Here is a 25,071-nt window from a genome sequence, read left to right on the forward strand (position 1 = left end):
GCTCCCGACAGCAGCCTGTCCCGGCCGCTTGACGGGTCGCTGATCCCCGGCTGACGCGCCGGCCGCCGGGCTACCGCAGCCCCGTCTCGAACGCGTAGATGACGGCCTGCACCCGGTTGCGGAGCCCCAGCTTGTGCAGCAGGTTCTGCACGTGGGACTTGACGGTGTACTCCGAGAGGGTGAGCCGGTCGGCGATCTCGGCGTTGGAGAGGCCACGGGCGATGAGGAGGAGCACCTCGTGTTCCCGGTCGGTCAGCTCCCCGGTGTCCACCTCGGACACGGTGGGCACCCGGGGGACGGGGTCGTCGCAGCAGCAGGGCGGAGCCGCCACCGGCCAGGCGTCCGACCGTCGTACCAGGCGGTATCCGGCGGCGGCCAGTTGCACGGCCGCGCCGAGCTGATCGGGGCCCACGGTGCCGGGCAGGCTGCCGCAGAGGAGGGCGAGGGACGCCTCGGCGCCCGGCTCGGGCTCCGGGCTGTCCACGGTCAACAGGCTCACCTCGTCACCCAGGTGCCGGGCCAGCAGTTCCATGTCGGCCGGACCGGACATCCGGTGCAGCACGACGACCGCGGGGCGGAGCTGGCGCAGGGCGGTCAGGGTGGCCGGGCCGGGCGGACCGTCGCCCACCACCACCACGTCGGACTGACCGTGCAGCAGCGACCGCAGGCCCACCCGGGCCACGGCGTCGGAGCCCAGCAGGAAGACCCGGATCCCGTCGCGGGGCGTGGACCGGTACGCCTCCGCCGTCCATTGCCACCGCTGGTCGACGGAGGGATGGTCCGGCTGTCCGGCCCCGCCGGTGAGCATGCGCAGCACGGCGGTCCCGGCGGGGGCCGGTGCCTCTGATCTCCGTTCCATGATTCGTTCCCCGTCCGCTCCGACTGGGCGTCTCGAAGCCGACGCCAATCGTCAAGGTAATCGCACGGCGACCGCCGACTACCTGTTCTCAAGTCAGCCTCAAGCAGCGCACCACAAACGCCGTCCGAGATAGCGTGAATGCGCCTTACGGCCGCGCGGACAGGCTGTTATCTTGGCTGACCATGACATCGACGACCGACAGTGCCGCACCGGGCGACGGCTCGCCTGCGACCAGAGCAGAATTCCTTCGACTCATCGCCGAGTGCATGGACCTGGCCTCCGACGACCTGCCCGACGGCACCGAGGATCTGATCGACCACGGGCTGCACTCGGTGGGCATCATGCAGTTCGTCAGCGCCTGCCGTCAGCGCGGCATCGACGTCGAACTCGCCGAACTGTCCCGCACCCCGACGATAGACGACTGGTGGCGACTGCTGTCGGAGCGACAGCGGACGCGCACCGTGTGACCCCCGCACCTGCGAGGCCCGTGGCCAATCGTCGGCCACGGGCCTCNAGCCCCGATGGAGGCTCGCTTGAATCCCACTTCAACAGGACTGAAGAATTCGGAGACGAGAGTCTTAATTGGCTAGGGTCCATCGTGCGGACCTTCGCGGGAATTCACCCGGTCGGCCAGGACAGGCGAGGCGACCAACGGCGGCCATCAGACGGAGCCAACATGAAATTCGGAGTCAGTTTCTTTCCAGTTGTGGATCCGAGACGCAAGAGCGCCAGCACCTACTACGACGAGAGCCTGCGACTGGTCCAACGGGCCGAGGAGTTCGGCTACGAACATGTCCAGACGGTCGAGCACTACGGCTCCCCGTACGGCGGTTACAGTCCGGACCCGGTGGCGTTCCTCGCCGCCGCGGCGGCGCGCACGAGCCGGATCCGGCTCACCACCGGCGCCGTGATCGCGGCCTTCACCCACCCGGTGAAGCTCGCGGCGGCGCTGGCCATGCTCGACAACCTCTCCCACGGGCGACTCGACGTGGGCTTCGGACGCGCGTTCCTGCCGGACGAGTTCGAGGCGTTCGGGGTCGCCATGGCCGAGAGCCGGGCCCGCTTCGACGAGGGCATCGCCGCCTGCGTGGCGTTGTGGACCGGGGAGAACGTCACCTTCACCGGTCGCTTCCACCGGTTCGGCCCGTTCACCAGCTTCCCCGCGCCGTACCAGCGGCCCCATCCGCCCGTGTTCGTCGCGTCCGCGACCAACCCGGAGTCCTGCGCCGCGGCCGGCCGGGCCGGACACCACATCCAGGTCGTGCCCTCGGTGACCAGTCACGAGGAACTGCTGCGCATGGTCGAGAGCTACCGCGCGGCACGGACCGCCGCCGGGCATGCCGAGCCGGGTCGGATACAGATCAAGTACAGCTGCTACCTGGCCGAGGACCGCGAGGTGGCCCTGGCCGACGCTCGCGCCCAGGAGCAGAACTACGTCTCCCGGATGACCGCCGCGGTGTCGGCGTGGAGCCGGACCCGCAGCGACCAGTACCCCGGCTACGAGAAGTTCGTGGAGAAGGCCGCCAACTACGACTTCGACCGCGCACTGGCCGACCACAAGGTCCTGGCCGGCACGCCGCAGGACGTCCACGAGCAGGTCGTCGAAGTCGCGAACCGGTACGGCTCCGACGTCTGCCTGAGCCTGCAGTTCAACTCGGGCCACCTGCCGGTGGAGCGGGCGGAGCGGGCGATGGAACTGTTCGCCACCCAGGTCGTGCCGTCCCTGCCAGAACCGACGGAGGCAGCCGAGGCAGCCGCGACGGTCAACTGAACGCCGTCCGACACGTAACCAGGTGAGGAGCGAGATGCGGGCCAGTCAAGCAGACGCGGACGCCGAGGTCGCGGTCGTCGGACTCGGCGCGTGGGGTGCCTGCGCCCTGTGGCAGATCGCCGCCCGCGGCTTCGACGTGATCGGCATCGACCGGTACGGCACGGCCAACGTGCACGGCTCGTCGCACGGGGAGAGCCGGATGTTCCGTACCGCCTGCCTGGAGCACCCGGGCCTGGTCCCGCTGGCCCGGCGTTCCGGTGAGCTCTGGGCCGACCTGGAGCGGCAGACCGCCACCCGGCTGCTGGCCCGGACCGGAGCCATGCTCATCGGCCCGCCCGACGGCCGGATCGTCGCCGGCGCGCTGGCCGCCGCGCGGGAGCACGGGCTCGACGTCGAGGTGCTCGACCCGCCCCGGATGCGGGCGCGGGTGCCCGCGCACGACGGCCTCCCCGCCGATCACGTGGGCATCGTCGAGCCGGCGGGCGGCCTGACCGCCCCGGAGGCGACCATCGACGCCGCCGTCACGGCGGCCCGGGCGGCGGGCGCCCGGGTGTTCGCCGACACCCGGGTCACCTCGATCGAACTCGTCGACGACGGCGCCGTCCTGCACACGGCGCTGCGTCCGATCCGCGTCGCGCGGGTGGTGGTGGCCGTCGGCCCCTGGCTCTCGCAGTTCGTCCCCGACCTGCCCCTGGAGGTGGTCCGGATGCCCACCACCTGGTTCACCCCGGTCACGCCCGACCCGAGGTTCACCCTGGAGCGGCTGCCGGTCTTCATGCGCGAACTCGACGGCGGTGACGTCATCTGGGGCCACGGCTCCCTTCCCGGCGCCCGGGAGCTCAAGCTCGGGCTGGAGGACGGTGGACGCCACTTCCGGGTGGTGGACCCGGAGACGCTGGACCGTTCAGTCTCGCCGGCCGACTGGTCCGCTCTGGCGGAGTTGCTGCCCGCGGCGATTCCCGGGGTGTCGGCCCTGCCCACCCGGGTCACCGGGAACATCTACGCGCGTACGCCCGACGGCCAGTTCGTTCTCGGGCGGCTGCGCGGCGACCCCCGCATGGTCGTGGCCGGCGGCTGCGGCGGCCACGGCTTCAAGCACGCGACCGGTGTCGGTGAGGTGATCGCCGACCTCGTGCAGGACAAGGAACCCCGGTCGCCGCTCGCCTTCGCCGACCCCGACCGCTTCCTGTGAGAAGGGGTGAGTAGATGCAGTTCCGCATCCTGGGCCCCATCGAGATAGACGACGAGCGGCGGGGCGAGCCGATCTTCCCCACCGGCTCCAAACAACGTTCCCTGCTGGGTGCGCTGGTGGTGAAGTCGGGCCAGGTGCTCGCGCCGCACCGGCTCATCGACGAGTTGTGGGGCGAGCAGCCGCCGGCCAACGCGGCCAACGCCCTCCAGGCCCACATCGCCCGGCTGCGCCGGCTCCTGCCGGACGCGGGNATCCGAAGGCCACCGACGCCGACCGCTTCCTTCAGCTCTCCGCGCAGGGGCGGGCCCTGGTCCCCAGCGATCCGCACCGGGCGGTCGAAGTCCTCCGCCAGGCGTTGGCCCTGTGGCGTGGCCCGGCCCTCGAAGGCTGCGCCGGGGGAGACATTTGTCTCGTGGAGGCGGCCCAGCTGGAGGAGAGCCGGCTGACCACGCTGGAGACGACGTTCGACGCCAGTCTGCGCGCCGGTCTGCACGACGCGATCACCGGTGAGCTGGAGGAACTGACGGTCGAGTACCCGTTCCGGGAGCGCTTCTACGACCTGTTGATGGTCGCCTTCTACCGCTGTGGACGGCAGGCGGAGGCGCTGGGCGTCTACGAGCGGGCGCGAGCGCGCCTGTCGTACGAGCTCGGGGTGAACCCGGGACCGGCGCTGGTCAATCGCGTCCGGGAGGTCCTCAGCCACTCCCCCGAGCTCGACTCCCCGCCGCCGCCCGCGCCGGTCGTCGACACACCGCCGGTGCTGGCTGCCCGTGCGGTCGGGGGCCACGACCGGCTCGTCCGGCACCGTGGCGGTGTCGACCTCGGCGACGAGCTGGTCGAGCTGCACCACCGCCTGGACCGGCTCGGCCGCGAGCAGGAACTCCTGTCCCGGCGACTCGAACAGCTCACCGCCCTCGCCGCGGCCGGCGGTCCGGCCGTCCTGCGGCCGGCGGTCTGACCCTGGCCGGCGGTTCGCTGCGGGGAGGAACGACCGGCCGCGGCGGCAGGGGCGTCGGCCCGGGGCGGCCCGCGCCTCCCCGTGGCCATCCGCCGCGGCCACCGGCTCACCCGGCGGGCGGGCCGGGTGCCAGGTTCGGCGCCGCGGCCCGGATCTGGGCGACGAGCAGGTCGACGAACTGCGGGACGCGACCCCGGAAGTAGAAGTGGTCGCCCTCGAACAGGTGCAGCCCGAGGAACCGCTCGGCGTGCGCCGACCACGCCGCCAGCCGGTCCGGGGTGACCACGACGTCGTCGGTGCCGCCGAAGACCGACAGCGGCACCGTCAGCCGGGGCGCGCCGGGACGCGGCTGCCACGTCTCCACCAGCCGCAGGTCCCCCCGGATCACCGGAGCGAGCAGCTGCCACAACTCCTCGTCCTCCAGCACCTCGACGGAGGTGCCGCCCAACGAGGCGAGGTGTCGACGGAGCTCCGCGTCGGGCAGCCGGTGCCGCTCGCTGTCCGGCCCGACGTCGGGTGTGTCCCGCGCGGAGATGCCCAGCCAGACCGGCTGTCGGAGCCGCTCCCGGGCCAGCCGCTGGGTGAGTTCGTAGGCGGCCAGCCCGCCCATGCTGTGGCCGAAGAACGCGAACGGCCGGTCCTGGGCGAGGAGGATCTCCTCGAGGAAACACTCCGCGAGTTCCTCGGCGCTACGGCAGAACGGCAGATCGGCGAGCCGTCCCCGACCGGGGGCGTCGAACAGGTGGATCTCCCAGTCCGCCGGGAAGTGGGCCAGCCACTCCCGGAAGAGCAACTGTGAGCCGCCGGCATGGTGGAACAGGAAGAGCCGGAGGGTCGCCGCCGGCACCGGTCGGGGGCAGAAGCCGGGGCGGGGGGTCGGACGAAGGCGCGGGGGGTCGGTGAGCATTCACTCTCCTCGGGATGGTGTCGCCGTTGTCGAAAGGGGACGCGCGTCAGGCCGCGACGCGCTGCCGCGGCCGGGGTGCGGCCGACCCGTCTCGTTCCCGCCGGATCTGACGGACCATGCTGGTCAGCACCGTGCTCCCGCCCAGCTCGGTGAAGTGCGGGTCCGGATGGTCGAGCAGCATCTCGATGGTCTCCCGCCAGCGCACCGGGTGATCGATCTGCTCCAGCAGCAGGTCGGCGGCCGTCTCCCGCCGGTAGGGACACACGCTGCGGTTGGCGATGACCGGGAACCGCGGTTCGCGCGGCTCGGCGGCGCGCACCACGTCGGCGAACCGCGCGGCGGCGGGTGTCATGTAGCGGGAGTGGAAGGGCCCGCTGACATCCAGTCGACGCACCATCCGAGCCCCGGCGTCCTCCAGGATCAGGGCCGCCTCGTCGAGGTCGGCCGTCGGCCCGGCCAGCACCGTCTGCGTCGCGGTGTTCAGGTTGGCCACGTCGAGGGTGTCGAAGCCGGCCCGGATCAGCAGGAACCGCAGGGTCGTCTCGGACAGCCCCACGACCGCGCTCATCCCCCCGTCGGTCACCCCGGCCATCGCCTCCGCACGGGCGGCGACCAACCGCAGCCCGGCGCGGAAGTCGAAGACGCCGGCGGCCTCCAGGGCGTTGTACTCGCCGAGGCTGTGGCCGACGGCGACGTCCGGGTGGGCGCCGTCGGCCACGGCGGCCCGGTAGGCGAGCGCGTTCACCACGAACATGGCCGGCTGCGTGTAACGGGTGTCGCCGAGCTGCCGGTCCGGATCCTCCAGACACAGCCGGCCCAGCGGGTAGCCGAGCACCTCGCTCGCTTCCTGCTCCAGCTCGGGGAAGCGCGCGAAGAGCTCCCGTCCCATACCCACCCGCTGCGCCCCCTGGCCGGGGAACATGAACACCTCGGTCATCGCGTGTCTCCTCGGGTCGATCGCCGGTCAGCCGACGGCCGGGGCGGGGTACGCCTCGCGGGCCAGGACGCCCAGGTCGGCGGCGGTGAACAGGGTTTCCAGCCCCAGCTCCCGCCCGCCGTCCGCAGCGATCCCGGCGGCGATCCGCAGCATCTGCTGACTGGTCGCGGCGAGGGCGAACAGGTCGTCGGTCTCGGACAGCTCCGTGGCCGTCATGCCGGTCTCCACGGCCACGATCCGTGCCAACCGGGCGAACGCGTCCTCGTCGCCGGCCGTCCGGCCGGTCGGCGCGTCCGGCGTCCGCGGTTGCGCGTCGGGGACGAGGGGGATCCGTCGGGTGGTCAGCGGGACCGCGGGCAGGGCGGCGCGCGGGGTGGTCGGCGGCAGCGCCGGCCAGCCCGGGTCCCCTCCGGCGAGCCAGGCGGTGAGCGCCTCCCGCTCGGCGGCCGGCACGTCCGCCACCTCCACGACGGCGCCGGTGCCGTCGCTCCGCACCCGGTCGGCGAGCGCCCGCAGGGCCGACGCGGCCCGCTCGCGGTCGGTCACCACCGCACCCCGGGCCGGGCGTGCCCGGCGACCCTCACGCAGGCTCCGCGCGACCGACGCCAGGTCGAGTTCCGCATCCCGGTCGAGCGCCGCCGCCAGCGCCCGCGCCGCTCGGCCCAGGTTGTGCGGCGTGTCGGCCGAGAGCGGCAGGACGAGCGGCCCGGTGGGCGTCGCCGGGGCGGCCGGCCGCCGGGGGGGTTCCTCGACCACCAGAGCGCCGTACGAGCCACCACCGGCGATCCCGTTGAGCAGCACCCGGCGCGGCCGGCCCGGGGACGTACGCCATCGCCGGGTCTCCGGCTCGACCGGCAGGACCGCCCCCTCGACCCGCGCCAGTGCCGGGTTGGGGGCCGAGGTCAGCCGTAGCGGGAACAGCTCCCGGCGGCGGAACTGCGCGATGATCTTGGCGAGCTGCGCGAAGGCCGACGCCCCCTCCAGGTGACCGGTCGTCGGCTTGACCGACCCGACCGGCACCGGTCCCGCCGGCCCGCCGAACACCCGGCCCACCATCGTGAACTCGAGAGCGTCGGCCAGGGCCGCGCCGGCTGCCGCCGCCTCCACGTAGCCGATGTCCTCGGGCCGCAGACCCGCGTCCGCGACCGCCTCCCGCATCACCTGCCCGAGCCGGGCCGGGTCGGGGAGGCCGAACTGACGCGTCGCGCCGGCATGCGCCAGCGCACCGCCGCGCAGCACCGCGTGCACGGGATCACCGTCGGCCAGCGCCCGGTCCAGCGGCTTGAGCAGGGCCACACCCACGCCCTCGCCGACGATCCACCCGGTGGCCCGGTCGGTGAAGGGGCACGAGTCGGGCTGTTCGGCGATCAGCCCCATCTCGGTCAGCACGTCCAGGTGGTCCGGGTGCAGCACCAGGTTGGCGCCGGCCGCGAACGCGGTCTCACACCGGCCGTCGGCCACCGCGCGGAAGGCGGCCTCGATCGCGGCGAGCCCCGAAACGCATCCGGTGTCGATCAACACGCTCGGGCCGGTCAGGCCGAACGCGTGCGACGTCCGGTGCGCCAATCCGCTGCGGGTCGCATAGGTGCCGCGCTGTCCCCGCGCCCGAGCCGTCACCCCGTACAACGCGTGGTCGTGCCACATCGAGCCCACGTACAGCCCCACCGGGCCGGCGTCCGCCAGCCGGGCGGGGACGACCGCGGCGTCCTCCAGGCAGCGACGCATGACCGACAGCAGCAGCCGCTCCTGGAGGTCGACGGCTGCCGCCTCGTCGTCGGAGAGGCCGAACTCGTCCGCCTCCACCTCGGTCACGTCCGCGAGGTAGCCACCGACCCGGGCGCCGGCCGCCCGGGCGCCGGATGCCAACGGCGCCCAGCGTTCGTCGGGGGTCGGCACCGCCGCCGACCCCCCGGCGGCGAGCAGGGCGTCCAACTCCTCGACCGTCGCGGCGCCGGGCAGCGTGGCCGCGAACCCGATCACCGCCACGGCGCGCGGCGCCGACGGGGCACCCGGCCGGCTCGTCGCCACCGGCGCCGGTACGGCCGCCTCCGCGGCGACCAGTTCCGCCCGACGCCGGGCCGCCTCGCCGGAGAGCGGCCCGCCCCAGAGCGACAGCAGCAGTTCCTGGTCGCCGTCCAGGCCGAAACGGTCCCGCACGGCGTCGAAGTCCATCTCGCCCACCGCGCACAACCCCAGCCCCCGGCGGGGCGCCTCGGTCGACATGAGCTGGGCGATGTGCCCGGCCTCGACCAGCATGAACCGCTCGGCGTTGCGCTGGCCGTACGCCGGGACGATGGCGGCGGGGGCGGAGACCAGGAAGACGCCGAACGCGGCGCCCCGCACCAACGCCCGGTTGTGGAAGACGTGGACCTCCGGGCCGAAGTTCGCGGTCGGATCGAGCGCGACCAGGGCCCGCTCCCCGGGGTGCAGGTAGTAGAGGCCGCCATCGATGCCATCCACCGCACCCGGTCGGACGAACAGATACACCTGCACCGGATAGAAGCCACCCGCCGAGGGGTAGCGGTGCTTGTCGCGCCCGTCCAGTTCGTCCCGGCACACGCACTGGAGGAGGTCGAGCAGATCCGTGACGGGCACGTCGGCCGGCGCGAAGTCACGGAAGGACGAGGCGTCGTACCGGGCGCGCACGTCCCGCGCCCCCGCCGGTGGCACCGGCACCCGGGGCAGGTCGTCGGGGAGGCGTCGCTCCGCGACCCGGGCCTCCTTGAAGGCGGCCTTGGCGGCCGGGTCGAAGGCGATCCGCACGTCCGTCTGGGCGGCCGGGCGGCGGGCCGCCGGTTCCGGCCCGAGACTCGCCGCGATGCGGCGCGCGGTCGGCGCCTGGATCAGAGCGTCCACCGCGACGTCCACGCCGAACGTCTCGCCCAGTCGCTGGGCCAGCCGGATCATCGTGAACGAGGTGGCCCCGAGGTCGAACAGGTCGTCGTCCGGGTCGACCTCGGGCACGCCGAGCAGGTCGGCGGTGGCGGCGGCGACGTCGCCCGGGGTGACCTGCGCCGTGTCCCCGACCGCCGCGGGGGGCGGGTCGTCGACGCCGGTGGCGGCCGCCGTTCCGACGGACCCATCGGCGAAGAGTCCGGCGGCCACGGCGCGGTCGACCTTGCCGTTGGAGGTCAGCGGCAGCCGTTCGACGAACCGGAAGGCGTTGGGCACCAGATAGTCGGGGAGGAGTTCGGCCAGGGCGCGACGCAGCTCGGACACGGGCGGGGCGGCGTCACCGTCCGCGACGACGCAGACCGCGGCCAGTGTCGGTTCCCCGGTGGCCGCGTCGCTCAGCGGCAGGACCCGGGCCTCGGCGACGTGGCCGGTCTCGACCAGCGCCGCCTCGACCTCCGCCGGCTCGATCCGCAGACCCCGCAGCTTGAACTGGTCGTCGAGGCGGCCCAGGTAGCGCAGCTCGCCGTCCGGTCCGACCCGGCCCAGGTCACCGGTGCGGTACAGCCGGGGCGAGGGATCGTCGGGGAACGGGGAGGGGACGAAGCGTTCAGCGGTCAACTCGGGCCGCTCGTGGTAGCCGAGGGCCACCGGCCAGCCACCGATCACGATCTCCCCGGGCTCGCCGTCGGGCACCCGACGCATCCCCGCGTCGACCAGGTGGATCCGGGTGTTGGCGATGGGCCGGCCGATCGGCACGGTGGCCTCGGTCCAGTCCGGCCGGCACGGCCAGTGGGTGACGTCGATCGCGGCCTCGGTCGGCCCGTACAGGTTGTGCAGTTCGGTGTCGGGCAGCACGTCGAAGAACCGGCGCATGGTCGCCACGGGCAGGGCCTCCCCGCTGGCGAAGACGTGACGCAGCGTGCCGCAGTCACCGGCGCCCGGGTCACGCAGGAACAGGCCCAGCATCGAGGGGACGAAGTGCGTGACCGTCACCCCCTCGTCCCGGAACAGCCGGGCCAGGTAGCCCGGGTCGCCGTGCCCACCGGGTCGGGCGACCACGATGGAGGCCCCGGTGAGCAGCGGCCAGAAGAACTCCCAGACCGAGACGTCGAAGCCGTACGGCGTCTTCTGCGCGACCCGGTCCTCGGTGGAGAGGGGAAAGCGCTCCTGCATCCAGCGAAGCCGGTTGGCCAGGCCACGGTGCGTGTTACGGCAGCCCTTCGGACGGCCCGTGGTGCCCGAGGTGTAGATCATGTAGGCCGGGTCGTCCGGCGTCACCCCGACCGGCCCGATGGTGTCGGGGCACGCCTCGATCAGGGCCCGGTCCTCGTCCCGGTCGGGGCAGAGCGTCGGTACGCCGGCGGCGGCCGGCACGGCGGCCCGCGCCACGTCCGTCACCACCATCCGGGCCCCGCTGTCCGCCAGCAGGTAGCGCACCCGGTCCGGCGGGTTGGCGGGCTCGACCGGCACCCAGACGGCACCGGCCCGGACGATGCCGACCAGGGCCACCACCAGTTCGTCGGAGCGGTCCAGGTGCACGGCGACGTGGTCGCCGCCGCGTACCCCCGACCGGACGAGCCGGTGGGCCAGCCGCGCCGACCGGCGATCCAGCTCCCGGTAGGTGACGGTGCGCCCCTGCCACCGGACGGCGGGCCGGTCCGCGTGCCGCAGCAGGCTCTCGGCGAGCAGCTCCGGCATCGTCGGCGGTCCGTCGGGGCCGAGGTCCGCGACGGCCGCCCGCACCCGGGCCACGTATCCCTGGAAGAGGGCGTCCAGCCGGCCCGGCTCCACGCAGTCCCGGGCCACGTCCCACTGGGCGACGAGTTCGTCACCGACCAGCAGCGGCACGTGGTCGAGCGCGACCTGGGCGGTCTGCGACTGGCTCTCGCGCAGCCGGACCGCGCGCGGCCGCAGGTCGGGGTCGATCTCCGGCACCCGGGTGAAGACCACCGGCAGGCGCAACCGGTCGGCGGAGCGGAGCAGCCGACCACGCAGTTCGGCGAAGCCGGTGACACGGCGACCACGTTCCAGGTCGGCGCGGGTCCTCGACCACAGCTCACGGGCCCGGGCGGCGAAGTCCACGGGCAGGCCGTCGTCCACCACCACCCAGGCCAACTGGGTGAAGTCGGCGACCATCTCATCGGCGTGCGGCAGGTCGGCCGGGCGGTCCCAGGAGACCACGGTGACCGTGAACGGTCCGCCGCCCAGCGACTCCCGCAGCTCGTCGGTGAAGGCCGTGAACAGCAGCATGTCGGCGGGCACACCGATCGCCGCGGCCCGCTCGCCCAGCGCCTGCCAGGAGCCGAGCCCGGCCCGGCGGTGGAGTCGTTCGGCCGCCGGCGCGGGTTCGGGCAGGGCCGGACCGGACGGCAGCGCGGCGAACTTGCGCCGCCACTCCTGTCGGGCCGCCTCGATCTCCGCACCGGCCCGGGGCGCGGCGAGGGCCCGCAGGTAGGGGCGGGGATCGGCGGCGACGTCGAGCAGCGTGTGGTGGCCGTCGTGCAACGCGAAGAGCTGACCGAGGAGCAGGGCGAAGCTGCGGGCGTCGGCGAGCAGGGCGTCCAGGACGACGTGGAGCACGTGGGTGCCGTCCGGCAGCGCGCTCGCCTCCAGCGCGTACATCGGCCGGCTGCCCAGGGGCAGGCTCGTCGCCCGCAGCCGGGCGGAGGTGCCGGCCAGCGCCCGGGCCACGGCGGCGGACGCGTCGCCGCCCGCGCCCAGCCCGGTCAGGTCGTGGCGGGCGATCCGGTAGTGGGGCACGTCCGGGACGATCTCCAGGCTGCCGTCCTCGTGCACGGTGGCCCGCAGCAGCGGGTGGTGGGCCACCAGGCGGTTCCACGCCGTCTCCAGCGCGTCCACGTCGTGCCGTTCGAGGAGGAACTCCTGGTACACCCGGGTCTCGGCCTGCCCGCTCAGCTCGCCCATCCGGCCGACCAGGTAGGCCGACTGGATCTCGGTGAGCGGGAACCGTTGCGGCTGCCGGGCCGACGCCGGAACGGGTGCCGGCGTCGGGTCGCCCACGGGGCTGTCCCAGGCCGCCGCGCCCAGCCGGCCGATGCGGCGCAGCGTGGCCTCCAGCCGGGCGAAGGCGGAACGCACCCTGGCCTCGTCCAGCGCCTGCGGCAGGTAGTCCCACGAGACGAGAAGGGCTCCGGCCCGCTCCTGGACGCACATCTCCAACTGCACGCCGGGGGTACGGGTGGCGGAGGCGGCGAGGTCCACCAGCGCCGCCCAGTTGTCGGGTTCGTCCCGCTGGGCGGTGATGCTGCCGAGCAGGCTGGTGAAGACCGTCCGGATCGGCGTGACCTGCCGCCGCGCCGTGGCCCGGNACTGACGTCGGCGTGCTCCAGGTCCCGCCAGAGTTGGCTCCGCACCCGGTCGAGCAGCTCACCGAGGCGGCCCGTCGGCTCCGGCGCGACGAAGACCGAGGTGGACAGGAACGGGCCGACCACACGCGGCACGTCGGGGTGGATCGGCCGGCGGTTGTAGGTGGTGAGGACGACGGGCAGCGGCCCGGGCCGGGTCGCCTCCGCCTGGACCGCGGCGGCGCACAGCGCCAGCAGCAGCGCGGAGGCCGTGGTGCCGGACTGCGCGGCGGCGTCCCTGGTCCGCTGCCAGGGCTCCGCCTCCAGGCGGCACACCAGCCGGCGGTGGGTCTCGTCGGTGTCCACCGGGTGCGGGCGGGCCAGCGGCAACGGCCGGTCCAGGTCGACGGCGGCGAGCTTGTCCCGCCAGTAGGTCAGGGAGGCGGCCGAGGGTGGGGTGGCGCCGACGGCGCGGACGTAGTCCGGGAAGGAAATCCCGGGCCGTGGTGGCTCCACGCCGAAGCGGTAGGCCGCGTACCAGTGCTGGAGCAGCAGTGACACGCTGGGGCCGTCGGCGATCAACTCGTCCACGGTGAGCATGACCCGGCCGCGCCCGCCGGGCAGCATCGCGGCCCGCACGTCGAACAGCGGCCAGCGGTGCGGGTCGATGGCGTCGGCCGCCTCGGCCCGCATCCGGTCGAGTGCCGCCCGCCGCTGCTCGTCGGTCGCCTCGCCCAGGTCGACACAGGTGATCGGATACTCGGGCGCCTCCGGCTCGATCACCTGCCGGGCGTCGGGCGACAGGTGCGCCCGGAGCATCCCGGTGGCCGCGACCATCCGGTTCCAACTGGCCCGCAGGGCGTCCGGGTCCAACTGCTCCACCTCGAACTCCAGGTGGATCTGGTTCCCGCTGCCGGCGGCGGCCAGCCGCCCCGCGTAGAAGGACTCCTGGACCTCGGTGAGGTCGAAGGGCTGGCCCCGGAGGGCGGCGTGGGTCTGCGACATGGTGTGACTCCGGTTCGCGCGGATCAGATCCGCTGGTCGGGTGCGGCGGAGAGGTGGGCGGCGAGGAGCGTGACGCTCGACTCACCGAGGAGCTGGAGCGCCAGTTGCCGCCCGTACCGCTCGGTGAGCGCGAACCGGAGGTTCATCAGGCCGATGGAGTCGATGCCGAGTTCGACCAGGCTCCGTTCGGCGTCCACCGGCGCGCTCGGGTCCGGCACGAGGTCACCGACGATTCGGCTGAGTTCCGCGACGACCTCGGCGGTGCGATCCGCCGGCACGCCGGCGGGGGCCACCGGAGGGTCGGGCACGTATCGAGCGTCGGGAAGCGCGGGGTCCGGATCGGGTCGCCGGCCCGGCTCCACGGCGACGGGCGGCACCGGGGTGGCGGCCGGCGCGGTCACCGGATCGGCGATCCAGGACCGACGGCGGACGAGGGCGGTGGGCGGCGCGGCGACCAACCGCCCGGCGTACGGGCCGCTCAGCGCGGGCCAGTCGACGCGCAGGCCGGCGAGCCAGCAGGCCCCGACCTGGTGCAGGCGGTCGTTGCGCCAGAGGTCGGCCAGGAAGCCGGCGGTCTCCGGCACGTCGTCCAGCGACAGCGCGTTGCGCCGGCCGTCCCGCAGGTCGCTGGTGCGCGCCGGTCCCCCGCCGTGTCCCTGCGCGTACTCGTCGAGCGCCCGGCTGAGTTCCACCGGGTCCCGGGCCACCACGGCGAGCCGACAGTCGAACGCCGCCCGGCCCACCCGCAGCGTGTGGGCCACCGCGGCCAGGTCGGCGGCGGTGCCGGCGCCCCGCAGCCACTGCGCCAACCGGGTGGCCGTGGCCGTCAGGTGCTCCGGGGTGGGGGCGGAGAGCACCACCAGCTCCGGACGCGCGGGCCCGGGGCGGCCCGCCGCGACGGCCGCCCGGCCGTACCGCTCCGGCAGGAACTCCTCGACGATGACGTGCGCGTTGACACCACCCGCGCCGAAGGAGCTGATGCCGGCACGTCGGGGCAGTTCCCGCCCGTCGCCGTCGCGCAGCGGCGACCAGGGCTCGGTGGTGTGCTGGAGGACGAAACGGGTCTGCGCGAGACGGAGCTGCGGGTTGACCGGGTCGGCGTGCAGCGTGGGCGCCAGCACCCGGTGCCGCAGTTGCAGCACGACCTTGGTCAGGGCGGCGATCCCGGCGGCCGACTCGCCGTGGCCCACCGCCGACTTGACCGACCCGAGCGAGCACGGGACCCCGGCGGCGACGCCGCGACCGTAGGTGTCTTCGAGGGCGGCCACCTCCACCGGATCGCCCAACTCGGTCCCGGTGCCGTGCGCCTCGATCACGTTGACCGTCGCCGGGTCCGTGTCGGAGCTGCGTAGGGCCTGACGGATCAGCCGGGCCTGGGCCTCGGGGCTGGGGGCGGTGAAGCCGTTGGTGCGGCCACCGTGGGCGACCGCGCTGCCCAGCACCACCGCGTGCACGACGTCCCCGTCGGCAAGCGCCCTGGCCAGGGGCTTGACCAGGACGACACCGACGCCCTCACCCGGGCCGAAGCCCGCGCCGCCGGCCCCGAAACTGCGGCACAGGCCGTCCTCGGCCAGGAAACCGGACTGCCGCAGCATCCGGAAGCGGGACGGGTGCAGGTAGAGGTTGACGCCACCGACCAGGGCGGCGGCGCACTCGCCGCGACGCATCGCCGCCAGCGCCAGGTGCAGCGCCACCAGCGAGGACGAGCAGGCCGTGTCGACCGGTTGGCTGGGGCCCCGCAGGTCGAGCAGGTAGGACAGCCGGTTGGCCGAGCTCCAGTAGTGACCGGACGGCATGTCGCGGTGCCCGTGGGCCCACCGCTCGGCGCCGAGGAGTTGGTAGTCGCTGGAGGTGATCCCGACGTAGACGCCCATGCTGCGGCGCGTACCGTCGCCGGTGGTGAGATCGTCGAGCCTGGCGCCGGTGTAGCCGGCGGCCTCCAGCGCCTCCCAGGCGACCTCCAGGAAGAGTCGCTCCTGCGGATCGATCAGGGCGGCCTCGTGGGTCGAGAGCCCGAAGAACCCGGGGTCGAAGGCGTCGACACCGTCGAGGAAGTGACCCCTCGCCCGGACGCCGCCCGCGTCGGCCCAGCGGTCGACCGGCAGGTCGGCGGTGGTGTCCTTGCCGAGCACCAGGTTCTGCCAGAAGGTGTCCAGGTCGTCCGCGCGCGGATAACGCCCGCTGAGCCCGATGATGGCGAACCGGTCGTCGGCGGGCGCGTCGCCGCCGGACGCCGGCGCCCCGACGGGCGCGGCGGCGCTGGTCACGGTGGCGCTGGACCCGACCGTGGGCTCCGCCGGCCCGGTCGCCGGCGCCCCGGCTGCGGCGCCGGCGAGGTGGTCGACAAGTTCGTCCAGGTCCCGCAGCCCGAACAGCATGTGCAGCTCGACCGGCGCCACCTCGGCGGTCAACCGGGACGCCACCGTGCGGATCATGACCGAGTCCAGACCCAACGCCTCCAGCGACGTCTGCCCGCCGATGCTCTCCACCGGCCGGCCGATCGTGTCGGCCACCACCGCGCACACCCGGTCCCGCAGCGCGGCGCGGTCGCCGCCACGGGCCACCACCACGGGCGCCGTCGCCGGCTCGGCGGTCAACCGCAACCCCTCCAGATGGGTACGCCAGCGGGCCACGTCGCCGTGGAACAGCGAGACCACCTCGGGCCCCGGCGTCGCGAGCAGCCGCTCCAGGATCGCCAACCCCGTCCCGACGGGCAGGGGAAGCATGCCGGTGTGCTCCTGCACCACGGCACGGACCGGTTCGGGAATGGTCATGCCCGGGACGTCCCACAGCGGCCACTGGACGGAGAGGGTGCGCCCGCGCCGCTCGCCGCGCTCCACCCGTCCGGCCCGCCACTGGGCGAAACCGTCCAGACAGCCGGTCGCGTACGCGTAGTCGGACTGCCCGAGGTTGCCGGTCACCGCGGCGACCGACGAGAAGAGCACGAAGACGTCCAGCGGCAGGTGCGCGGTCGCCTCGTCCAGCACGCGTGCGCCCACCACCTTCGGCTCCAGGACCGCGGCCACGTCCGCAGGCTGCTTGCGCACCAGGTAGCCGTCCCGGATGACACCGGCCGCGTGGAAGACGCCGTGCAGCGCGCCCTCTCGTCCGAGCACGTCACGGACCAGGTCGTCGATGGCGGCGCGGTCCCGGACGTCGGCCTGGGCGTACCGCAGCCGATCGGTGCCGGCGACCGCCTCGCGGGTGGCCCGGTCGAGGTCCGCCCACGGGGTCCGGCCGCAGAGCACCACCCGCACGCCGGGTCGCCGCGCCAGGTGTCGGCCCAGCACCAACCCGATTCCGCCGGCCCCACCGGTGACCAGGTAGACCCCGTCCGCCCGGGGGGTCCAGCCGGCGGCGGGGACCGCCAGCGGCGTACGGACCTGGCGTCGACGCTGCGCGCCCCGCACGTCGCACAGATGGCCGAACTCCACCGCCGGGGACGCGAGTTCGGCCAGCAGCAGGTGGGCGACCCGACCGCCGGTGGGCACCAGCACCGCCCGGCCCGACAGCCGGGGGTTCTCCTGCCGCAGGGTGGCGAGGAACGCCCTGGCGGCGTCGGCGCGGCCCGGGTCGGCGGTGACCGCCAGCACGGTCAACCGCTGGGTACGCAGGGCCCGCAGCACGGCGTGGGACACCTCGATGGCGGCCAGGTCGGCGCCGATCCCCGCGTCGTCGCCGGGACGCGCACCGGCCAGGTGCAGCACCAGCACGACCGCCCCGGCGTCGGCCCCGCGTACCCGCTCGGCCACCGTGCGGGCGGTCCCGGCCCCGTCGACCCGGTGCACGCCGACCCCTGCCCGGTCCAGGTCGTCGGCCAGCTCTCCCCCCGGGTCGTGCACCAGCACCGGCGTGGCCGGCGGGCCCCCGGCCACCGGCAGCGGGGCCGCCACCCAGGCGGGCTGGTAGAGCGACAGCCGATCGAGGTCCGCCGCCGTCAACCGCGGTGTGTCGGGCCGGCCGTCCGCCGGGGCCGACGGCCGATCGGCGGGGGTCCGCGTCGGTCGGCGGGGCACCCAGTGGCGGTCCCGGGCGAACGGATAGCCGGGCAGGGACAGCCGCCGGTGCCGGTCGGGCGGGCTGACCGACGCCCAGTCGACGTCGTGTCCGCGCACGTACAGGCGGGCCACCCCGCTCAGGTCCTCGGCCGGTGGGCACCCGCCGCCGGGGCGGTCGCGCAGGCGGGCCAGCAGCTCGGCCGGGTCGGGTGCCGGGGTCGCGTCGGTGGCGGCGGACCGACGGGCGTCCGGCGCGCCGGACGCCAGCAGGTCGAGTGAGGCGAGCAGTTCGGCGCGGTCGTCGACCAGCAGGGCGACCCGGTGCCGGTGGTGCACCCGGGCGCAGGCGAGGGTGTGCGCGACGTCGGCCACCGAGGCCCGCGCGCCCGGCCCCCGCAGCCAACGGGCGAGGGCGGCGGCGTACCGGGCCGGCGTGTCCGGACGCCGACCGGAGAGCGGCACCAGCACCGGGTGGTCGTCGTGCGTCCGCGCGTCCCGCGTCGGCGCCTGCTCGACCAGGACGAACGCGTTGGTGCCGCTGAAGCCGAACGAACTGACCGAGGCGCTGCGCGGGCGGCCGCCGACCGGGGTCAGCTCGTGCCGTCGCGCGGCGACCACGAAGGGCCCCTCGGCGAACGGAATCGCCGGGTTGGGCCGCTCGTGGTGCAGGGTCGGCGGCACCTGGCCGGTGCGGACCACCCCGATCGCCTTGAGCAGGCCGGCCATCCCGGCGGCGGCCGACGTGTGCCCCAGGTTGCCCTTGACCGAACCGATCGGGACGCTGCCGGGGGCCCGGCCCGCCCCGGCGAACGCCGCGTTGAGCGCGGTGACCTCGATCGGGTCGCCGATCGGGGTGCCGGTGCCGTGGCACTCCACGTAGTCCACCCCGGCCGGGTCGACCGCGAAGCGTCGCAGGGTGTCACGGATCAACGCGGCCTGCGAGGCCGCGCTCGGCGCGGTGATGCCGTTGGTCCGACCGTCCTGGTTCAGGCCGGAGGCCCGGATCACCGCGTGCACCGGATCGCCGTCGGCCCGCGCCTTCGACAGCGGCTTGAGCACGACCACCGCGCAGCCCTCCCCCGGCACGATGCCGTCGGCGTCGGCGGCGAACGGACGGCAACGACCGGTCGGGGAGAGCATGCCGGCGCGGCTCATGAAGACGTGCGGCAGCTCGGTCAGATAGAGGGTGACACCGCCGGCGAGCATCAGCTCCGCCTCGCCCAGCCACAGCGCCTGACAGGCCAGGTGCAGGGCGGTCAGGGAGGACGAGCAGGCGGTGTCCACGGTGGCCGCGGGGCCCTTGAGGTCGAGCTGGTAGGCCAGGCGCGCGGCCAGGAGCGAGTTCGAATTGCCCTGCATCACCTGCGGCAGCCGGGCGTGTGCGCTCTCCCGTTCGATGAGGTCCTGGTAGTCGTTGAGCATCACCCCGGCATAGAGACCGCAGCGCGTGCCCGCGAGGGAGTCCGCCGCGAGCCCGGCGTGCTCCAGCGCACGCCACGCCTCCTGGAGGAACAGCCGGGCCTGCGGATCGGTCAGCTCGGCCTCGCGCGGGGTCAACTGGAAGAAGTCGGCGTCGAAGCGGTCGACGTCGTCGACGAAGGCACCCCACCGGGACACCGACTTGCCCTCGGCGGCGGGATCGGGGTCGTAGTGCTCGGCGATCCGCCAGCGGTCCTCGGGAACCTCCGTGACGAGGTCGTCGCCGTCGAGGAGACGCTGCCAGAGGACGTCCGCGTCGTCGGCTCCGGGGAAGCGGGCGCTGTAGCCGATGACCGCGATCGGTTCGGGCGGACCCGATGGTGCCGGCCGCGGGGCGGCCGGGGTGCGCGGGGCCGGGGCCCGGGTGGCCGGGGCCGGGGCCTGGGCGGCCGGGGCCGGGGCCTGGGCGGCCGGGGCCGGGGTGGCCGGCTCGGTGGCCTCGGGTGCGGGGGGAGCCACCCGTGCGGCACGCTGACCGAGCAGCTCGGCGGCGGTGGCCCGGTCCAGGGCCCCGTCCTTGAATCGGGTCAGGATCTCTTTGGCGTCCATCCGGTCCTCGCGTCGGCGGTCGTTCGGCTGGCAGGGGCGATACGCGGTGCGGGGCGGTCGTCAGCGCCCCGACGAGGCGACGTCGGTCGGCCCGTAGCCGCCGAGGATGCGTTCCATCACCCCGGGAATGCGGAAGGACGTGCGATGCATGACGGCCTCCCGGGCGACGGCCGCGTCGGTGGCGGCCAGCAGCGGCGCGGCCAGTTCCCGCTTCAGCAGTTCCAGCGAGGCCCGGGGTGCGGCGCACATGCTCCGGGCCACCTCGTCGGCGACGCCCGGCACCTGGTCGTGCGGCACCACCCGCACCGGCGCCCGACGCTCGCGCAGTTCCCCGCCCCGGTAGTTGCGGGCCGTGTAGAGCATCTCCGCGCCGAGTTCCGTACCGAAGCGGAGCGGAACGAGGTGGGTGGCCCCCATGCCGGGGGTGAAGCCGTAGCGCATGAAGTTGGCCGCGTAGACCGAGCGTTCGCTGAAGACGGCGACGTCCGCGTAGAGCGCGAGGACCAGCCCTCCGCCGATCGCGTGGCCCTGCACCGACGCCACGACGGGCAACGGGCAGCGGGCGAACACCCGGAAGAAGTCGTCCTCGTCGAAGCTTCCGTCGCCCCGCGCGAACCGGACCAGCTCCCGCTGGGAGCCGCCGGCGCAGAAGAGTTCCGGCATCCCCCGCACCAGCAGCACCCGGGTGCGCTCGTCCGCCACGGCACGGGTGACCGCGTCGACCAGCCCGGTGCACAGCGCCGGCCCGAACGTGTTGCGCCCGAGCCGGTCGGCCATGGTCACCACCGCGACGGCACCGCGCCAGCTCAGGCCGACGACGTCCCCGCCGGCAGCGATCGTCGTCATGCCACCATCGCCCCGGTCGCCCGCAGCCGCGCCAGCAGACGCCGGGCGGTCGGGTCCGCGAGCCGGTCGAGCAGCAACGCCGAGGCATCGCGGCCCAGGTCGTGGTCGCGGGGAAAGAGCCGGGCCCGGTAGCGCTTGAGGGCGGCGGCGGTGCCACGGTCGACCCGACCCAGTCCGGCCAGCACCCGTCGCAGCAGCGCCTCGACGTCCTCCGCCGCCAGGTCGGCGAGCCCGCAGGAGACCGCCGCGGCGGAGTCGAAGTCCTCGGCCAGCAGGGTCGCGGTGAAGGCACGCTGTTCGCCGACCCGTCGGGCGACGAACGGCAGGGCCATCGCCGGCACCAGTCCGACCAGCGCCTCGGTGAGACGGAAGCGGGCCCGCGCGCCGGCCAGCACCAGGTCGCAGGCGGCGGCCAGGCCGACGCCGCCGGCGGTGGCGCGACCGTCGACCACGGCGACGGTGACGAGCTCGCCGCGGGTCAGCCGGTCGAGCATCCGCCAGTACGGAAGCTCCACCCCGGCGGCTCCGCGCAGGTCCGCCGCGTCCGGCGGGCCGGCCGACAGGTCGGTGCCGGCGCAGAAGTCCGCACCCGACGCCGACAGCACGAGCACCCGGCAGTCGGGGTCGCGTTCGGCCTCGTCGACGGCGGCGGACAGCTCGGTGAGCAGCGCCGCGTCGATCCGGTTCCGGCGCTCGGGGCGGGCCAGGTCGACCCGGAGCAGCCCGCGTCCCCGGGTCAGCGACACGGCCGGGCTCACCGCCGGCCGCCCAGCCACACGTACTCGCGGTGGTAGTTGCGGACCGCTTCGAGAACCAGCCGGGGCCGGCCAGCGTCAGCGAAGCGGGCACCGGTGATCTGCGGGAAGCGGTCCAGGTCGAAGGTGAAGTCGGGGACGCCGAACTTCAGCTCCGCAGTGGCCCGGAGCAGGTCGTCGTACTCGGCCACGGAGAGTTCGTAGCGGGCGTCGAGCGCCTCCTGGATGCCCATCCCGCGTACCGTCCGCTGTGACCGAGGGCCGATCACCGCGCTGTAGAACTCGGAGCTGCACCCGGATCCGTAGGAGAAGACGCCGATCCGCTTCTCCCGGTCGAGCACGGCGTTGTCGATGGCGCTGGCCAGGGCCAGGAAGACGGTGCCGGCGTAGATGTTGCCGACCTGGCGGGGATACTCGATCGAGGGCGCGAGGCGGCGCGCGAAGTCCTCCTCGATCGCCGGCGGCGACATCCGCTTGAGTTTGCGCAGCACCGCCCGGTGCGCGCCCTTGACCATGCCGGGGAACGGCGTGTGCATGGCGAGCAGGTCGAACGTCTCCACCAGGTCGGCGCCGTCGACCTTGGTCGCGTAGTCGGCGAACGCGCCCTTGAGGCAGTCGAGGTAGCTCAACAGCGACAGGTCCACGTCGCCGGCCTCCGCCTCCGGGTCGGGACGGCAGGTGTCCATCACCTCGTAGCTGTGGAAGCCGTTGGCGCCCCAGTCGAACGCGGCCACCGTCGGCCGGTCACCGATCAGCAGCGCGACGGCGCCGGCGCCCTGACTCGGCTCGACGTACGTGTGCGGCACGGGCCGTGCCACGTCGCTGCTGATGACCAACGCCTTCGTCGTGGGGAACGGACTGGCGGCGACCACGGCGGCGGCCATCTGCGTCGCCGCGGTCCCGCTGTAGCAGGCCTGCTTGGTCTCGAAGAGCCGGCACGTACGGGGCAGGCCGAGGTGGTCGTGGACGTAGGTGGCGAGCGACTTGCCGAAGTCGATGCCGGACTCGGTGCCGACGACGAGCAGTTCGATACCCGCCCGCTCCTGCTCGCTGAGCGCGTCCACGATGGGCTTCGCGGCGTTGACCGCGAACGAGACGGCGTCCTCGCAGTGCAGGGCCACGCTCTTGCGGGCCATCATCAGGTTGTCGATCCGACCGTCGTCGAGGCCACGGGCGGCGAACAGGGTCGGCACGTCCACGTAGGTTTCGCCGCAGTAGACGTTGAGGGCCTCGATACCCACCTGTTTCATAGGACTCTCCGTTGTCGGACTCGGCTCGGCGGAGGTCCGCCGTCGGGCAGGCGCAGCACGACGGAGGCGTTGACGCCGCCGAAGGCGAAGCTGTTGCTGAGCGCGGTACGCAGGGACCGGTGCACGGCGGTGGCGCCGACGAGCCCGAGCACCGGTTCGACCGGGTGGTCGAGGTTGGGGTTGGGATGACAGGCGCCGGCGCGCATCTGGAGGATCACCGCGATCGCCTCCACGAGGCCGGCGGCGCTCAGGCAGTGACCGGTGAGCGGCTTGGTGGAGTTGACCAGCGGGACGCCCCGGTCCCCGAACACCCGGCGCAGGGCGGTGGCCTCGGTCAGGTCACCGAGCACCGACCCGGTGGCGTGGGCGTTGACGTAGTCGACGTCGTCGGGGGCGACCCCGGCGCAGGCCAGCGCGGCCCGCATGGCGGCCTCCTGTCCGTGCGCGTCCGGCTCGGTGCCGCGTCGGGCGTCCAGCCGCTGGCCGTACCCGACGACCTCGGCCAGCGCGACCGCTCCCCGCGCCGCCGCCGCGTCCGGTCGCTCCACGACGACCGCCGCTGCCGCCTGGCCCCGGACGAATCCGTCCCGGTCGCGGTCGAACGGGCGGCACATCCGCTCCGGGGTGTCCCGGAACCGCTGGTAGGCCATCGCCCCGGTGCGCCGGAACGCCTCCTCCTCGGCCGGGGAGAGCTCGGCCGCCGGCGCCACCACCAGCACCCGGTCGACCCAGTCCGCCGCCACCATCCGCACCGCCTGGATCAGGGCGATCGTGCCGCTGGCGGACGCGCCGCCCACGACCCAGCCCTCACCGGTGATCCCGGTCAGCTCGCTCACCGCGGCGACCGCGTCCACGTCGAGATGGGTCAACGCGTAGGAGGCGCGCAGCCGGGACGGCATGTCCCGGTGGTCGAGCACCGTGGCCGCCTGGTGGGCCAGGGCCAGGTTGCTTCCGGCGACGAGCACCCCGACGCGCCCGCTCCGGGCGTCCGGGTCCGGTGCGACGGGCAGTCCGGCGTCGCGCGCGGCGAGCAGCGCCACACACCCGGCGGTACGGGCCGGCAGCGCGGCCCGGCCGACGACCCGCCGGAGCCGCGTCGCGGTCCCCGGGTCGTCCGGGAGGTGCCGTTGCGCCCACCGGTCGAGGTGGAACTCCGTGAGGAGGGCGGCCGGCAACGGCTGCTCGTCGACGTCGGCCGGGCCGGCGGGCGACGGTGGCAGGGTGACGGCGCTGCGGCCGGCGAGCAGCGCGGCGGCGAGCGCGGGCAGGTCCTCGGCGAGCGGGCTGAGGACCGCCGCCCCGGTGACCACCACCGGGTGCCGGTCGACGTGCGCCGCTGGCCCGGTCACGACACGTACTCGCTGAAGATCCGGGACAGGGCGCCCAGGCTGTCCGCCTTCGCCAGTTCGCTCGCGGGCACCTTGATGCCGAGGTCGTCCTGGGCCGCGATCACCACGTCCAACCGGTCGATGGAGTTGGCCCCGAGATCGCGCATGCTCTGCTCGGGGGTGATCGGGGATCCGGCCAGTTCGGGCACGACCTCGATCAGGTTGCGGCGGATGACGGCGAAGATCTCGTCGTGGGTCATGGCGGTGGTCTCCTCGTGCCGGTCGCGGTCGTGCGGCGGTCAGGGTCGGGCAAGCTGGACGAGTGCCTCGTCGACGGTGAGCAGGTCGTCCCGGACGGCGTCGAGCAGGGCGTCCAGGTCACCGGCCGGGGGTGGCTGCGGCGCCGACCCGTCGGGCGTCCGGCTCGCCGCGACGTGCCGGGCGAACGCGGCCAGCGTCGGGTGGTCGTAGAGGGCGCCGGCCGGCTCGTCGAGCGCGTACCTGTCGTTGACGAACGTGACGAACTCGACGCCGAGGATCGAGTCCAGGCCGAGGGCGTTGAAGCTGGTGTCGTCGTCGATCTCGGCCGGGTCGCAGTAGAGCGTCCGGGCCAGCTCCTCCCGCAGGACCGCGGCGACCTCGGTCACGTCCCGGTCCCCGACGGCGGTCGGGGTGACGGCGGGCACCGGGACGGCGGGCACCGGGACGGCGGGCTCGGTCGGCGGCGGTGCGTCGGCGCCGAGCAGCGCGGTGACGTGCCGGGCGAAGGCCGCCGGCGTCGGATGGTCGTAGAGGGCGGTGATCTTCACCTCCACCGGGTAGGCGGCGCTCACGGCGGTCACGAACTCGACGCCCAGGATCGAGTCGACACCCAGCGTCAGGAAGGTCTGCTCGACGTCGAGTTCGTCGGTCTCCAGGTAGAGCACCGCCGCGAGCAGCCGGATGATCTCGGCGGTGACGGCCGCCTCCGGTACCGCCGTCGCGGTCGGGCGCGACGGCGCGCTCCGGGCCGGCGCGGCGGCCGTCGACGGCCGGGC

Annotated in this window: 15 protein-coding genes and 2 pseudogenes; 5 read left to right on the forward strand and 12 right to left on the reverse strand. The window is 74.3% G+C overall.

Going from position 1 to position 25,071, the window contains the following annotated elements; translation table 11 throughout:
* Positions 1-70: 70 nt before the first annotated feature.
* Complete coding sequence (locus B1205_RS15360; protein WP_089156241.1) at positions 71-859, reverse strand: response regulator transcription factor; 789 nt, start codon at positions 857-859, stop codon at positions 71-73.
* Between the two features lie 182 nt (positions 860-1,041).
* On the opposite strand from B1205_RS15360, the gene B1205_RS15365 reads away from it, so the two are divergent.
* The 5 genes and pseudogenes from B1205_RS15365 (at position 1,042) to B1205_RS30305 (ending at position 4,780) form a co-directional block, all read left to right on the forward strand.
* Positions 1,042-1,326, forward strand: coding sequence for a phosphopantetheine-binding protein (locus B1205_RS15365; RefSeq protein WP_089156242.1), 285 nt, complete (start codon positions 1,042-1,044; stop codon positions 1,324-1,326).
* 209 nt (positions 1,327-1,535) lie between these two features.
* On the forward strand, positions 1,536-2,630 hold the full coding sequence (locus B1205_RS15370; protein WP_089156243.1) for an LLM class flavin-dependent oxidoreductase: 1,095 nt from the start codon (positions 1,536-1,538) through the stop codon (positions 2,628-2,630).
* 22 nt (positions 2,631-2,652) lie between these two features.
* Entirely contained in the window at positions 2,653-3,822 is a 1,170-nt protein-coding gene (gene solA, locus B1205_RS15375; RefSeq protein WP_217809804.1) for an N-methyl-L-tryptophan oxidase, read from the forward strand.
* Between the two features lie 14 nt (positions 3,823-3,836).
* Positions 3,837-4,058, forward strand: a pseudogene (locus B1205_RS31585) (AfsR/SARP family transcriptional regulator); the annotation flags it as partial.
* On the forward strand, positions 3,989-4,780 hold the full coding sequence (locus B1205_RS30305; protein ID WP_254909970.1) for an AfsR/SARP family transcriptional regulator: 792 nt from the start codon (positions 3,989-3,991) through the stop codon (positions 4,778-4,780). The pseudogene B1205_RS31585 and the gene B1205_RS30305, both read left to right, overlap by 70 nt.
* A 106-nt stretch (positions 4,781-4,886) precedes the next feature.
* Here B1205_RS30305 and B1205_RS15385 read toward each other — a convergent pair whose 3' ends face one another.
* The 11 genes and pseudogenes from B1205_RS15385 to B1205_RS30310 all read right to left on the reverse strand — a co-directional run.
* Complete coding sequence (locus B1205_RS15385) at positions 4,887-5,687, reverse strand: thioesterase II family protein (RefSeq protein ID WP_089156245.1); 801 nt, start codon at positions 5,685-5,687, stop codon at positions 4,887-4,889.
* Between the two features lie 46 nt (positions 5,688-5,733).
* Complete coding sequence (fabD, locus tag B1205_RS15390; RefSeq protein WP_089156246.1) at positions 5,734-6,624, reverse strand: ACP S-malonyltransferase; 891 nt, start codon at positions 6,622-6,624, stop codon at positions 5,734-5,736.
* Between the two features lie 27 nt (positions 6,625-6,651).
* A complete protein-coding gene (locus B1205_RS31590; RefSeq protein WP_176308620.1) occupies positions 6,652-12,741 on the reverse strand; it encodes an amino acid adenylation domain-containing protein in 6,090 nt (2,029 codons plus the stop codon).
* Between the two features lie 122 nt (positions 12,742-12,863).
* A pseudogene (locus B1205_RS31595) lies at positions 12,864-13,829 on the reverse strand (condensation domain-containing protein); the annotation flags it as partial.
* Between the two features lie 23 nt (positions 13,830-13,852).
* On the reverse strand, positions 13,853-19,855 hold the full coding sequence (locus B1205_RS15405; protein WP_089156249.1) for an SDR family NAD(P)-dependent oxidoreductase: 6,003 nt from the start codon (positions 19,853-19,855) through the stop codon (positions 13,853-13,855).
* A 60-nt stretch (positions 19,856-19,915) separates the two neighbouring features.
* Positions 19,916-20,701, reverse strand: a complete 786-nt coding sequence (locus B1205_RS15410) for a polyketide synthase (protein ID WP_089156250.1) — start codon at positions 20,699-20,701, stop codon at positions 19,916-19,918.
* Positions 20,698-21,459 carry an enoyl-CoA hydratase-related protein gene (locus B1205_RS15415; protein WP_176308621.1) on the reverse strand — a complete coding sequence of 254 codons (762 nt, stop codon included), beginning with the start codon at positions 21,457-21,459 and terminating at the stop codon, positions 20,698-20,700. Before B1205_RS15415 ends, B1205_RS15410 begins: the two co-directional genes overlap by 4 nt.
* The gene (locus tag B1205_RS15420; RefSeq protein ID WP_089156252.1) at positions 21,456-22,706 is read right to left on the reverse strand and encodes a hydroxymethylglutaryl-CoA synthase family protein; all 1,251 of its coding nucleotides are present in this window, start codon (positions 22,704-22,706) and stop codon (positions 21,456-21,458) included. Before B1205_RS15420 ends, B1205_RS15415 begins: the two co-directional genes overlap by 4 nt.
* Positions 22,703-24,055, reverse strand: coding sequence for a beta-ketoacyl synthase N-terminal-like domain-containing protein (locus B1205_RS15425; protein ID WP_089156253.1), 1,353 nt, complete (start codon positions 24,053-24,055; stop codon positions 22,703-22,705). The genes B1205_RS15420 and B1205_RS15425 overlap by 4 nt, the downstream gene beginning before the upstream one ends.
* Positions 24,052-24,294: a phosphopantetheine-binding protein gene (locus B1205_RS15430; protein ID WP_089156254.1), complete on the reverse strand. Its 243-nt coding sequence runs from the start codon at positions 24,292-24,294 to the stop codon at positions 24,052-24,054. The genes B1205_RS15425 and B1205_RS15430 overlap by 4 nt, the downstream gene beginning before the upstream one ends.
* A gap of 39 nt (positions 24,295-24,333) precedes the next feature.
* Positions 24,334-25,071: acyl carrier protein (locus B1205_RS30310; RefSeq protein WP_217809807.1), on the reverse strand; the 738-nt coding region annotated here is incomplete at its 5' end.

The sequence above is a fragment of the Micromonospora sp. NBS 11-29 genome (assembly GCF_002140155.1).
Taxonomy (GTDB): Bacteria; Actinomycetota; Actinomycetes; order Mycobacteriales; family Micromonosporaceae; genus Micromonospora.